At 42.7% G+C, this 13266-nt stretch carries 15 protein-coding genes; 13 read left to right on the forward strand and 2 right to left on the reverse strand.

Annotated features, from left to right (window positions below):
- Nucleotides 1–8: 8 nt before the first annotated feature.
- On the forward strand, nucleotides 9–1115 hold the full coding sequence (gene tbcS, locus MOF34_RS13280) for a tetraprenyl-beta-curcumene synthase (RefSeq protein WP_019715458.1): 1107 nt from the start codon (nucleotides 9–11) through the stop codon (nucleotides 1113–1115).
- Here the strand turns inward: tbcS and MOF34_RS13285 are convergent.
- Both MOF34_RS13285 and MOF34_RS13290 read right to left on the reverse strand, forming a co-directional pair.
- Nucleotides 1105–1689 (reverse strand): tRNA (mnm(5)s(2)U34)-methyltransferase, encoded by a 585-nt coding sequence (locus tag MOF34_RS13285; protein WP_268400460.1) that lies wholly within the window; start codon nucleotides 1687–1689, stop codon nucleotides 1105–1107. The genes tbcS and MOF34_RS13285 overlap by 11 nt on opposite strands.
- Nucleotides 1686–2654, reverse strand: coding sequence for a TIGR01212 family radical SAM protein (locus MOF34_RS13290; RefSeq protein ID WP_268400461.1), 969 nt, complete (start codon nucleotides 2652–2654; stop codon nucleotides 1686–1688). The genes MOF34_RS13285 and MOF34_RS13290 overlap by 4 nt, the downstream gene beginning before the upstream one ends.
- A 161-nt stretch (nucleotides 2655–2815) precedes the next feature.
- Between MOF34_RS13290 and MOF34_RS13295 the strand changes: the two genes are divergently transcribed.
- From MOF34_RS13295 to MOF34_RS13350, 12 genes are all read left to right on the forward strand, one after another.
- A complete protein-coding gene (locus MOF34_RS13295; protein WP_019715455.1) occupies nucleotides 2816–3088 on the forward strand; it encodes a YtzC family protein in 273 nt (90 codons plus the stop codon).
- Between the two features lie 153 nt (nucleotides 3089–3241).
- The gene (locus MOF34_RS13300; protein ID WP_268400462.1) at nucleotides 3242–3379 is read left to right on the forward strand and encodes a hypothetical protein; all 138 of its coding nucleotides are present in this window, start codon (nucleotides 3242–3244) and stop codon (nucleotides 3377–3379) included.
- A 33-nt stretch (nucleotides 3380–3412) separates the two neighbouring features.
- The gene (ytrA, locus tag MOF34_RS13305; RefSeq protein ID WP_268400463.1) at nucleotides 3413–3805 is read left to right on the forward strand and encodes a GntR family transcriptional regulator YtrA; all 393 of its coding nucleotides are present in this window, start codon (nucleotides 3413–3415) and stop codon (nucleotides 3803–3805) included.
- Entirely contained in the window at nucleotides 3798–4676 is an 879-nt protein-coding gene (ytrB, locus tag MOF34_RS13310; RefSeq protein ID WP_268400464.1) for an ABC transporter ATP-binding protein YtrB, read from the forward strand. The genes ytrA and ytrB overlap by 8 nt, the downstream gene beginning before the upstream one ends.
- On the forward strand, nucleotides 4670–5656 hold the full coding sequence (ytrC, locus tag MOF34_RS13315) for an ABC transporter permease YtrC (RefSeq protein WP_268400465.1): 987 nt from the start codon (nucleotides 4670–4672) through the stop codon (nucleotides 5654–5656). Before ytrB ends, ytrC begins: the two co-directional genes overlap by 7 nt.
- 29 nt (nucleotides 5657–5685) lie before the next feature.
- Entirely contained in the window at nucleotides 5686–6663 is a 978-nt protein-coding gene (locus MOF34_RS13320; RefSeq protein WP_019715449.1) for an ABC transporter permease subunit, read from the forward strand.
- Between the two features lie 14 nt (nucleotides 6664–6677).
- The gene (gene ytrE, locus MOF34_RS13325; RefSeq protein WP_003223334.1) at nucleotides 6678–7373 is read left to right on the forward strand and encodes an ABC transporter ATP-binding protein YtrE; all 696 of its coding nucleotides are present in this window, start codon (nucleotides 6678–6680) and stop codon (nucleotides 7371–7373) included.
- Nucleotides 7363–8673, forward strand: coding sequence for an ABC transporter permease YtrF (gene ytrF / locus MOF34_RS13330; RefSeq protein WP_268400466.1), 1311 nt, complete (start codon nucleotides 7363–7365; stop codon nucleotides 8671–8673). Before ytrE ends, ytrF begins: the two co-directional genes overlap by 11 nt.
- A gap of 96 nt (nucleotides 8674–8769) precedes the next feature.
- The gene (gene bceR / locus MOF34_RS13335; protein ID WP_029317101.1) at nucleotides 8770–9465 is read left to right on the forward strand and encodes a two-component response regulator BceR; all 696 of its coding nucleotides are present in this window, start codon (nucleotides 8770–8772) and stop codon (nucleotides 9463–9465) included.
- On the forward strand, nucleotides 9458–10462 hold the full coding sequence (locus MOF34_RS13340) for a HAMP domain-containing histidine kinase (protein ID WP_268400467.1): 1005 nt from the start codon (nucleotides 9458–9460) through the stop codon (nucleotides 10460–10462). Before bceR ends, MOF34_RS13340 begins: the two co-directional genes overlap by 8 nt.
- Before the next feature lie 101 nt (nucleotides 10463–10563).
- Complete coding sequence (gene bceA, locus MOF34_RS13345) at nucleotides 10564–11325, forward strand: bacitracin ABC transporter ATP-binding protein BceA (RefSeq protein ID WP_268400468.1); 762 nt, start codon at nucleotides 10564–10566, stop codon at nucleotides 11323–11325.
- Nucleotides 11315–13255, forward strand: a complete 1941-nt coding sequence (locus MOF34_RS13350; RefSeq protein ID WP_268400469.1) for an FtsX-like permease family protein — start codon at nucleotides 11315–11317, stop codon at nucleotides 13253–13255. Before bceA ends, MOF34_RS13350 begins: the two co-directional genes overlap by 11 nt.
- Nucleotides 13256–13266 lie beyond the last annotated feature (11 nt).

Genomic DNA, 13266 nt, shown 5'->3' on the forward strand with positions numbered 1-13266 from the left:
TGCATGTGTTGACAGTACCGGAACATCCTTTTGGACTGATGGCAAAAGTATATCGAGATATATTTCCGCTCGTTCATCAAGAGCTGGACATATGGAAGCAAAAATCAGAATCAATTTCTAACAGTGAATTAAAAGCACAGGCAACCGCAAGTATTCGAGACAAAACGTTCCACTGTGAGGGCGGCGGCATACTGGCCTTGTTGTCAGGCAATCAAAAGCAGAAATGCGTCGAGTTTATCATTGCGTATCAAACGATCAGTGATTATCTGGACAATCTGTGCGACCGGAGCACCTCACTTGACCCGCAAGATTTTCGGATGCTCCACACCTCAATGCAGGACGCACTGACAGTGGGAGCGGAACCGCAAAATTATTATCAATTCAGAGAAGAACAGGATGACAGCGGATATTTGCATGAACTGGTCAAAACGTGCCAGCGTGTTCTTGGTTCCATTGAGCACTACGACATGATTAAACCTTACCTGCTTGAACTGTGCGGCTATTATTGCGATTTGCAGGTACATAAGCACGTCATTGAGCATGAGCGTGTTCCGCGGCTTGAGAAGTGGTTTATTCAGTATGAATCAGAGCTGCCTGAGAAGATGGAATGGTATGAATTTTCAGCGTGTGCAGGCTCTACGTTAGGCATATTCTGTCTTGTTGCATATTCGTTCCAGCCTGATTTCACAGAAAACACCGCTAAAAAAATCCGCAATAGTTATTTTCCTTACATACAAGGTCTTCACATTCTGCTTGACTATTTGATTGATCAAGAGGAGGACTTGCTGGAAGGGGATTTGAATTTCTGCTCGTATTACGAGTCGCATGAAGAAATGATGAAGCGGCTTGAACACTTTATCCAAAAAGCCGACGAACATTTACAAGGCATTCCGCATGAAAATTTCCATCGTTTAATCAATCGCGGCTTGCTGGGCGTTTATTTGTCAGATGATAAGGTGGCTGGCCAAAAGGAAATGGGCCGGCTCGCGAAGAAGCTGATCAAGGCAAGCGGAAAAACCTCCTTTTTCTTTTATATCAACGGCAGAGCCTACCGGAAATTTCAAAAAATGGGCTGGATGAAAAACGCAAAGAAAAAAGCTCAAATCATTTGCTGATTTGAGCTTTTTTTTCGATGGCAACAATAAATGGCGGGTCATTTTGTTGATTGATAAATCCGTATGTTAAGACACGGGCTGCTTGCTGATCCAAGTTCCGGCAAAAGTCAAGCACGTCGTTTTTTTCAGCTTTGCCTTCCGGGTGACCATGATAGACGACCAAAACAATCAGGCCATTATCTTTCATGATGCTGAGAAGCTGTTCAATTGCTTTGATCGTTGAACTGCCGTTCGTTGTAATCGATTTGTCCCCGCCCGGCAAATAGCCGAGGTTAAACACAGCGGCCGCCACTTTGCCGTGTGTTTCCGGCGGAAGGGATTCAGCGATTTTGTCATGGCTTTTGTGAAATAACGTTGTTCGCGCTTGATATGTCTCACCGAGCCGTTCCTTCGTATTGGCGACGGCTGATTCCTGGATGTCGAATGCGTACACATGGCCGTGTTCACCGACCAGCTCCGCTAAGAACTGTGTATCGTACCCGTTGCCCATCGTTGCATCGACGACGATATCTCCTTCTCCCGCGGCCATTTTCAGCAGTTCTTTGCTGTAAGGGAGGATTTTTTTCAAAATCATAGAGCTGATTCCTCCTCAAATCGCTGAAAGAACTTCCCTTGATAGCTGCCGCGATTTTCAAGCTCTTTATTAATGGCGCCAAGCACTTCCCATTTGTTGACGCTCCACATCGGCCCAATCATCAATTCTATCGGTCCGTCACCTGTAATGCGGTGGACGATCATTTCCGGCGGAATGATCTCAAGCTGATCGCAGACGAGCTGAACATATTCGTCTTGAGAAAGGAATTCGAGTTTTCCTTTTTCATATTGCTTGACCATCGGTGTTCCCTTCAATAGGTGCAGCAGATGGATTTTAATGCCCTGGACGTCCAAATCTGCGACAGCCTTAGCAGTTTCCATCATCATGTCCCGGTCTTCCAAAGGCAGTCCGTTGATAATATGCGAGCAGACACGTATGCCGTGTTTTCTTAATTTATTGACGCCTTCCACATAGCAGGTGAAATCATGTGCGCGGTTGATCAGAAGAGCAGTCCGTTCATGAACCGTTTGAAGCCCAAGCTCCACCCACAAATACGTGCGTTCATTCAGCTCTGCCAAATAGTCAACGACATCATCAGGCAGACAGTCCGGACGTGTGGCAATCGAAATGCCGACCACATCATCAAGTGCGAGGACAGATTCAAATTTCTCACGAAGCACCTCAACCGGCGCATGCGTATTGGTGAAGGCCTGAAAATAGGCGATGTATTTGCCGTCCTTCCATTTTTCGTGCATGCGGTTTTTGATGTCATGGAATTGCGTAATTAAATCATCGGCCCGGTTCCCGGCAAAATCGCCGGAGCCTGCTGCACTGCAAAATGTACAGCCGCCGTGGGCAACGGTGCCGTCCCGGTTCGGACAGTCAAAGCCGCCGTCCAGCGCCACTTTAAACACCTTATGGCCGAAATGTTCTCTGAGATGATAATTCAATGTATGATAGCGTTTTTCCGTATTTGAATAAGGAAAAGGATTGTTCTGCATCACAATTCATGTGCCTCCTTGCGTACGATTGCATCCTAAAATTGTAGCACGCATTTGACAAGAGAACAAATGAATATCGACCATAAATTACTTTATTGAACGAAGTCAGATGGGGCTACAATATGAATGATGGATTGTTTCCATTACCAAGAGGAGGGGTTACTGTGGCAACAAGACAATCAGTAGATGAACATCTCCAGCAATGTATGCAGGCATATGATTATGCTGAAGAACAGCTGACAATCGCTTCTAAACAAGAGCATTATAATGACCAGGAATACAGCGATGCACAAATGCAGCTTGAAAATGCGGTAAATGCCATAAATAAGCTGTGGCTGTCATCAAATGATCAGCAAAGAGAACAGCTGTACAGAATGAGGCTTCAGCTTCAAGCTTTACAAAATAATATGATCCTGCAGCACCCTCTTGATGTGTAAGAAACGGACCCTTTTGATAAGGGTCCGTTTTTTTGTAGAAAAGGATTGACTTTGTGGATCATAGTGTTTATTGTATTAGGTGTACTAATTGAAGTAATACACTATAGACACTGATGAAAGTCATTTATATATTGAAATTAAAGGGAGGCAGTTATGAAACATAAAAAACGTAACAAACGCAATGTGCCGATGCTGATCGCGGCATCTGTGATCGCTTGTTCTTTTTTTCTTATTCTTGTGATGATCGGATTTGAATGGCAAAAAAGTATAATTGATCAGTTTTATCTATAAAAGGTTCAGATCGTATAGAAAGTAGGGAAGTAAATGATTCAAATCGATCCAAGGAGCTCAACACCTATTTACGAACAAATTATTCAGCAGATGAAAGAGCTTTGTTTGAAAGGGATCATGAAGCCTGGTGATAAGCTTCCTTCTGTCAGAGAATTGGCGACGATCATTATTGCGAATCCGAACACTGTCAGCAAAGCGTATAAAGAGCTTGAGCGAGAGGGGATTATTGAAACGCTTCGGGGCAGAGGGACCTATATATCGGAGAATGCAAAAACGACACTGGTTGAAGGGAAGATGACGATGATTAAAGAGCAACTGAAACAGCTCATCATCGATGCCCATTATGCAGGGGTTGAGCTGGAAAAACTGCAGGATTGGATGAAGGAAATCAGCGCTGATGTGAAAGGAGGGCGAGAGAATGATTGAATTACGGCAGCTGTCAAAAACGATTGACGGAAATCAAGTATTAAAAGATGTTTCATTGACAATTGAAAAAGGAGAAATCTTCGGGCTGCTCGGCCGCAATGGGTCAGGCAAAACGACAATGCTTCGCTTAATCCAGCAAATCATTTTCGCCGACAGCGGGACGATCTTGTTTGATGGCGTAGAAATCAAAAAGCATCCGAAGGTCAAACGGAATATCATCTACATGCCTGTTCAAAATCCTTTTTACGACAAGTATACATACAAGCAGCTAGTCGATATCCTAAGAAGAATTTATCCGAAATTTGATGTCACGTACGCGAATGAGCTGATGAACAGATATGAAATTCCAGAAACGAAAAAATACCGCGAACTGTCGACAGGTTTGAAAAAACAGCTGTCGCTCGTTCTGTCGTTTGCAGCGAGACCGGCACTGATTCTTCTTGATGAGCCAACGGATGGAATAGACGCGGTGACAAGACATGATGTATTGCAGCTGATGGTCGATGAAGTGGCGGAGCGTGATACGAGCATCCTGATCACCTCCCACCGCCTTGAGGACATTGAGCGGATGTGCAACCGAATTGGTTTTCTCGAAGATAACAGACTAACCAACGTCATGGATCTTGATGAGTTAAAAGAAGAATACATTAAAATTCAAATGGCCTTCGATACAGATGTCAATTTGGCCATCAGAGAGCAAAACATTCCGATGCTCGATCAGGCCGGTGTGTTTTACACGGTGCTGATCCCGAAAAGCGATGAGGAGAACAAGAGCTTTTTGAGAGAGCTGAAGCCAAAAGTGTGGAATGAGCTTCCTGTCAACTTGGAAGAAGTGTTCATTGCGAAGTTTGGAGGGAAGCGGAGATGGTAGACCGAGGTCTCCTCTATCGAGAGTGGAAGCAGAATCAAGTGGTGATTTTGTTAAGTATTGTGTTTTTAGTGCTGGCAAATCCGCTTTCTATCGTTAATACGTATTTGTCTTATCAAGGGTGTTTGGCTCATCATGACCCGCAATATTGTGATTTTATTGTGAATTATCATGTAAGCAATCTGATAGATATCAACTGGGTGCCGGGTGTCATTTTAGCGGTCTGCTTCCTGGGAATGGAACGTTCCAAGGGCACGATGGATTTTATACTAAGCCTCCCATATAACAGAAGCCACATTTTTCAGACGAAATTTTGGTTAGGCGGTTTAGTGATTGTACTATCACAATTGATTGGCTTTTTACTCGCATGGCTGCTGATACTTGTTTACCAACCTGAGCATGTGTACTATTTCGAGCACAGCAGCGTTGGTGTAATGGTGATTAGTTTTATGGCTTACTGTTTGTTAATGGCCGCAGGGGCATTAACGGGGAACGTTTTTGCCCAATTATTAACGGCATTTGCTACTGCGCTATTGCCCTATTTAATTGTTGCTTTGCCAGCTGGAAACGTTGAAGTCGTGCTTGGAGTGAGTATATGGGAACTATTCCCTTCCCCAAAGGCTTATTTTTCTCTAACGAGCAATTTATTGTATCTAGTACCGATTAGTTACGTTGCAAATGAATGGCTGGCTAACAGTAAATATATTTTGTTGATTCCATCGGTAATGAGCATTCTATTTTACTTGATTGGCTTTATAAGCTTCAAAAAGCATCCAAGTGAACGAAACGGACACTTTTTCCTTTGGAAGAGATTAGACCGTCCGGTACAAATACTGGTTATGTCTTTCGGAATTCTTGGATTTGGGTTATTTGGATATTACTCTGGAAATTCCTTCATTGGTTATGTTTTGGGGATGGTTATTGGAGCTGTAGTTGGATTCTTTGTGAGCTACTTCTCTATTTATAAGAAAACGAAACATTAAGAAATACTTTCGGTTTGGAGGGAAGTGATTTGCCGGACTTTGGGCTGTTTTATAAAGAGTGGAGGCAAAATAAAGCTCTGTTAACTACGATTTTTGTGGCATTTATGATTAACAATCCTTTTACCGTTTTAAGTAAGTATAACTCATATCGAGGCTGCGCCGCTCAACAGAGTGAGTGGGGAGGAACCTGCCTATTTACAATCGATTATTTTCACGGCACATTTATCTCATTGTTTTGGATTTGGGGTGTCGTTTTGGCCGTCAGCCAGATTGGGATTGAACGTAGTAAGGGTTTGTCTGAATTTACTTTAAGCCTTCCTTATACAAGAGGCCAGGTATTTAACGCAAAGTTTATTATAGGCGGAATGGTGATTGTGGTACCGCAACTCATAGGCTATGTTTTATCTGTTTTGTTGCTGGTGCTTTTGAAACCTGATCAGGTGTTTTATTTTCATTACTACAGCTTGGGCATGATTATCGTCAGCATGTTGGCTTATTCTCTTGTCATGGCGGGCGGAGCTCTTACAGGCCATATTTTTGCCCAGCTGCTAGTGTCATTTACCGTCGTTATTTCACCTTTTTTAGTTATTACCTTGCCTGCAATTAGTATGGATATCCTTTTTGGCGGGAGATTGGCATTTTTGGATTTCCCTATACCAGAATGGATGATGTATGTATTTCCGATTACGTATGTTGTTCCAAACTGGGTTGGGCATTCACCGTATTACTTAGTAATTCCGACTGTGATGAACATCATGTTTTACATCATCGGGTACATTAGCTTCACCAAAATGTCAAATGAACGAAACGGGTCCTTCTTTTTGTGGAAAGCATTGGATCTACCGGTGCAAGTGATTGTCATTATATTTGGCATTTTAGGCTTCGGCTGCTTCGGGTACGCCGCAAGCGGGGGTATCGGAGGCTATCTCTTTGGCATGGCCGCAGGCGCTGTGATTGGTTTTCTTATCAGCTATTTTGCGATTTATAAAAAAACAAAACATTTATAAGGGAGAGAGAAAAGATGATTGATGTTCAGCATATTAACCATTCTTTCACGATCGGAAAAAAGGGCCGTGAGAATGAAGTGCCTGTCTTAAAAGATGTCTCGTTGACTGTTGCGAAAGGGGAAATCGCCTGTATCGTCGGACGAAGCGGGTCGGGGAAGTCAACGCTTCTGAATTTGATTTCAGGCTACATCTCACCAACAAAAGGGCGTATTGTGATTAACGGAACTGATGTCACGGGCTTTAATGAAAAGGAATGGGCTCAATTCCGCCTTGAACACTTTGGGTTTATATTTCAAAGCTTTCAGCTTATCCCGGGGTTAACGACGTATGAAAATGTTGAAATGCCGCTGGCGTTAAAAGGGATTAAACCATCTGAGCGCAAGCAAAAGGTGCAGGACATGCTGAAACGCGTCGGTCTGGAAAATCACGCCGCCCATTATCCGAATGAACTGTCAGGCGGCCAGCAGCAGCGTGTCAGTATTGCGCGAGCGTTGATTTTAAACCCATCCATTATTTTAGCGGATGAGCCGACGGGAAGCCTTGATTCAGAAACGGAACAGGAAGTGCTGAATTTGATTCAACAGCTAAACCGTGAGCGGGGCATTACATTTGTGATCATTACTCACGATGATGAAGTGGCTTCCATCGGACACTCGAAATTTCAGCTTCATGACGGCGTGTTAAAAGGGGGAATTACCGTTGAGGTTTAAGGATCAGGTTCATTTTATTAGAAGAAATATGAAGAAAAACAGGCTCCGTGTCTTTATGACAGTGCTGGCGACGACAATGGCGTGTGCGTTTTTGGTTGTGCTGTCATCTGTTGGATTCGGCATTCAAAAGACGATTACGGATATCACGATGAGCCAGCAGGTTGTGACCAAAGTCAGTGTAATGGGCAAGGAAGGCGATAAGCCCATTAAAAAAGCTGATTTAGAGAAATACAATCATGTAAGATCAGTTGTAGAAAGAACGCAAGTATATGAACCAAACAAAGCAACTTTAGGCAATCGTACAAATGAAAGCTCTAATTTAGTCTTTACCAATATGAATGATGAACTGAAGGCCAATATGGAGTTGGAAAAAGGAAGAGTCGCAAAGTCGGAAAACGAAATCGTAGTAGGATACGACTTTGCAAAGAGATTATTAACGAAAAAAGAATCGGAAGATTATAACAAAAAAATCGAGGAAGCAAGTGGAAACCTGGATGATATAAAAGAACCAGAGGGCTATACGAAAGATATTCTGAACAAAACGATTGAATTAAGTGTATCAAAAACAGATTCTAAAACAGGGGATGTTGAAAAAACAAAAACATATGACTTTAAAATTGTCGGTATTACAAAAAAGCCATCTCAAGATTGGATGGAGGACTCAAACATTTTTATCAGTGAGCAATTCAAGAAAGATTTTTCGGAATTCTTAGACTTCAAAGGCGGAAATGCTGAAACAAACATTAGCGTTTTTGCTGATAAATTTGATAACGTGGAACAGCTGACAAATGATCTGACAGATGACGGATACTATGTCACATCAGTTACGACCGAACTTGAAGGAGTCAACACCTTCTTCATGGTCTTTAAAATCGGCTTGATCTTTGTCGGATGTATCGCTGTAGTTATCTCAGCAATCGGCATTTTTAACACGATGACGATGGCAGTTACTGAAAGAACGCAGGAAATCGGCATTATGAAAGCGATTGGGGCGAGCCCGTCTATCATTCGCCGAATGTTTCTAATGGAAAGCGCGTATATTGGGATTTTAGGCTGTGTGATTGGGATTATTATTTCTTACGGCGTGAGCTACCTTGTCAACCTGGCCGTTCCAGTGATTCTCGCGGCGACAGGCGGAGGCGAAGCGGGCGATTTGAATTACACATTCTCCTATATCCCGGGCAGCCTTGTGATCATTGCCGTTGTGATTTGCGGAGGGGTTGCGGTGATTTCCGGTATGAACCCGGCAAGAAAAGCGACCAAAACCAACGTGCTGACTGCGTTGAGAAGAGAATTATAATGGTTACGAGCCGGCTGAGACAGCCGGCTTTCTCTATAGCGTATGAAGGTGTTTTGCTATACACTTGATAAAAAAGGAAAAAGTGCGGTGAGTCGATTGTTTAAACTTTTGCTGATTGAAGATGATGAATCGCTGTTTCATGAAATCAAGGATCGCTTAACGGGATGGTCCTATGATGTATATGGCATTCAGGATTTCAGTCAAGTGCTGCAGGAATTTGCGGCGGTTAAGCCTGATTGCGTCATTATTGATGTCCAGCTTCCTAAATTTGACGGGTTTCATTGGTGCCGGCTGATCCGCTCCCGGTCAAATGTTCCGATTCTCTTTTTATCCTCCCGTGATCATCCTGCTGATATGGTCATGTCCATGCAGCTTGGTGCAGATGACTTTATTCAAAAGCCGTTTCATTTTGATGTGCTGATTGCGAAAATCCAAGCGATTTTCCGGCGCGTGCATCATTATAATACGGAGCCGAGCACGATCAAAACATGGTGCGGGGCTGCCATAGACACAGAGCAGAACATCGTCAGCAATGACGAAGGCTCTGTTGAACTGACTAAAAATGAAATGTTCATTCTAAAACAGCTAATAGAACAAAAAAACAAGATCGTCAGCCGGGAAGAGCTGATCAGAAGCTTGTGGAACGATGAGCGTTTTGTGAGTGATAATACGCTGACCGTCAATGTCAACCGCCTGCGGAAAAAACTGGATGACTTGCAGCTTGGCACATATATCGAGACAAAGGTCGGCCAAGGCTACATGGCGAAGGAAGAGGATCATTTCTATGATTAAAGCATTCCTTACCGAAAGGCGAAGCTGGATTGCCGTGTTTTTGTTTCAGCAGGTTTTAATTTTATTCGTTGCTCTTGTTGATCCCTCTATTTCATTTGAAAATGTTCTTTATATGGTGTATTTGTGCGGCTTGTTCTTTATGATATTTCTTCTTGCCCGCTATCGGAAAGAAACGGTGTTTTATAAAAGCCTGCAAACATGGGAGAACAATCTTGATGTGACAGCGATAAATGAACCGGAAACGCCGTTTGAATCAATGGTTGAAAGAAGCATTATCGGGCAAACGGAACACTTGAAGCAGACAGCAGCCCGGCATCGCTTGGCATTAGAAAATGAAAAAGATGAGCTGATGGCATGGATCCATGAGGTCAAAACCCCATTGACAGCGATGCATTTAATCATTGATAGAATGGAAGACCAAGCTTTGAAATCCCAGCTATCATATGAATGGCTGCGTATTCACCTGCTTTTAGATCAGCAGCTGCATCAAAAGCGCATTTCATTTATTGAAAACGATCTGTCTGTGGAATTCATTCAGCTTCAGCCATTGATCTTTAAGGAAATCAAAGATTTACAATCGTGGTGTATTCAAAAAGGGATCGGCTTTGATATTCAGCTGGAGGCTGAAGAAGTGCTGAGCGATGCAAAATGGCTGGCGTTTATGATCAGGCAGCTGCTTACAAATGCGGTGAAATACAGCGAAGCCTCTGAAATTGAAATCAAAAGCTTTCAAAAAGGGGAACAGACACAGCTCCAAGTGAAAGACTTTGGCAGGGGCATTGCGCCAAAAGATATGCCGCGTATTTTTGAGAAAGGATTTACATCTACAACGGACCACCATGATCAAGCGTCCACTGGCATGGGACTGTACTTGGCAAAAAAAGCTGCGGCGCCGTTATTGATCCATATTGATGTTGATTCAAAGTTAGGTATGGGGACAGTTTTTACATTAACCTTTCCGAAACGGAATCAATTTGAACGTGTCATAAGCATGTGACGAAAATGTCACATGCTTTTCTTTTTTGTTCGCCGTATCGAAGGAAAAGCCCGGCATTCCTTTTTATAATGAGATTATCCAATATAAAGGAGATTATAGAAATGATGATCTTACAAGCAAATAAGATTCGAAAAAGCTATGGAAACAAGCTGAATAAACAAGAAGTGCTCAAAGGCATTGATATCCATATCCAAAAAGGCGAATTTGTCAGTATTATGGGGGCATCAGGGTCCGGGAAAACCACATTGCTTAACGTACTGTCTTCGATTGATCAGGTCAGTCACGGAACGATCAACATTAACGGAAACGAAATGACTTCTATGAAGGAAAAGCAACTGGCTGAATTTAGAAAACAGCATTTAGGGTTTATCTTTCAAGATTACAATTTGTTAGACACATTGACAGTGAAAGAGAATATCCTTCTGCCATTATCGATCACGAAGCTATCAAAAAAGGAAGCCAATCGCAAATTTGAGGAAGTTGCAAAGGAACTGGGAATTTATGAATTGCGGGATAAGTACCCGAATGAAATTTCCGGCGGCCAGAAGCAGAGAACATCCGCCGCAAGAGCGTTTATTCATGACCCGAGCATTATTTTCGCTGATGAGCCTACCGGCGCGCTCGATTCGAAATCAGCCTCTGATCTATTAAATAAACTGAGCCAGCTCAATCAAAAACGCAGCGCCACAATTATTATGGTCACCCATGATCCTGTCGCGGCCAGTTACTGCGGGAGAGTCATTTTCATTAAAGACGGGCAAATGTATACACAGCTGAATAAAGGAGGCCAAGACAGGCAGACGTTTTTCCAGGATATTATGAAAACGCAGGGCGTTTTAGGCGGGGTGCAGCATGAACATTAATCAGCTTATCCTGCGAAATCTGAAAAAGAATATCAGGAATTATTACCTCTATGTGTTTGCCTTAATCTTTAGTGTGGCGCTTTATTTTGCATTTGTCACACTCCAATATGACCCGTCCATTAATGAAGTAAAAGCTTCCATTAAAGGCGCCGCGGCTATTAAAACCGCTTCAATTTTGCTTGTGGCTGTTGTATCAATCTTTATTTTGTATGCCAATACCATTTTTATTAAAAGACGGAGTAAAGAGATCGGGCTGTTTCAACTAATCGGAATGACAAAGCACAAGATCTTTCGTATCTTAAGTGCGGAAAATATCATGCTGTATTTCGGTTCTTTAGCGATCGGGGTTTTTGCCGGATCTTCAATATCAAAGCTTGTGCTCATGATCCTGTTCAAAATCGTCGATGTCAAAGCTGATGCAAAACTGCATTTTTCCGGGCAAGCCTTGATCCAAACGATCATTGTGTTCTGCGGCATTTATCTTTTGATTATGATCATGAATTATACGTTTATCAAAAACCAGAGTATTTTATCTTTGTTTAAAGTGGCGTCTTCTACTGAAGATAAAGTGAAGAGAATATCATTTTTTCAGATGCTGGTCGGCGCTTTAGGCATTGTGCTGATTTTGACAGGATACTATGTGTCTTCTGAGCTGTTCGGCGGAAAATTTAAGACCATTAATGAACTGTTTGCTGCGATGAGCTTCATCCTGGGCACCGTAATAATCGGGACGTTTCTCTTTTATAGAGGATCGGTTACGTTTATCTCGAACATTATTCGAAAAAGCAAGGGCGGCTATTTAAATATTTCCGAGGTCCTGTCACTGTCATCAATCATGTTCAGAATGAAATCGAACGCGTTGCTGCTGACGATTATTACAACCGTTTCAGCACTTGCTATCGGGCTGTTATCGCTCGCTTATATTTCGTATTACTCGGCAGAAAAAACGGCTGAACAAAATGTAGCGGCTGATTTTTCATTCATGAATGAGAAAGATGCCAAACAATTTGAGCGCAGTTTGATTGACCGTAACATCCCGTTTGTAAAAAAAGTGACCCCTGTCCTGCAAGCAAATGTTGACATTGCAAATATCATGGATGGAACTCCGAAAGAGATGCAGGGGGATCCTAGCAACATGCAGCTTGCTGTTGTCAGCGACAAAGATGTAAAAGGAGTCGATGTGGAGGCTGGAGATGCCGTTTTCTCAGGATACACCGACTTGCTGCAAAAAATAATGGTTTTCAAAGACTCGGGTGTGATCAAAGCCAAAAGCAAGCATGAGACGCAACCATTACACTATAAAGGATTAAAAGAAGAGTTTCTTGTATCCTACACGTTTACAAGCGGGGGCATGCCTGCTGTCATTGTGGATGACAGCTTGTTTAAGCGGCTGAACCAAGATAAAGACCCCCGCATTCAGCTCGCGCAATCTGAATTTATTGGCATCAATGTGAAGCATGAAGACCAGCTTGAAAAAGCAAATGAGCTTTTTCAACAGGTGAACAAGAAAAACGAGCATTTATCAAGAATGGATACAAGCATTGCGCAAAAATCTCTGTTTGGTCTCGTGATGTTCATCGTCGGCTTCTTAGGATTAACGTTCTTGATTACATCAGGATGTATCCTTTATTTTAAACAAATGGGTGAAAGTGAAGATGAGAAACCGAATTATACGATTTTGAGAAAACTTGGTTTTACGCAGGGGGACCTGATAAAGGGGATACGCATCAAACAAATGTACAACTTTGGCATTCCGCTGGTTGTCGGCCTATTCCACAGCTACTTCGCCGTCCAATCCGGCTGGTTCTTATTCGGATCTGAGGTGTGGACGCCAATGATAGTGGTGATGGTGTTATACACTGCGCTCTACTCCATTTTTGGTGTTCTGTCAGTTGTGTATTATAAGAAGGTTATTAAATCTTCGTTGTGAAACAGCAAAAG

This window comes from Bacillus sp. T17B1, from assembly GCF_026796395.1.
GTDB classification, from domain to species: Bacteria; Bacillota; Bacilli; order Bacillales; family Bacillaceae; genus Bacillus; species Bacillus spizizenii_A.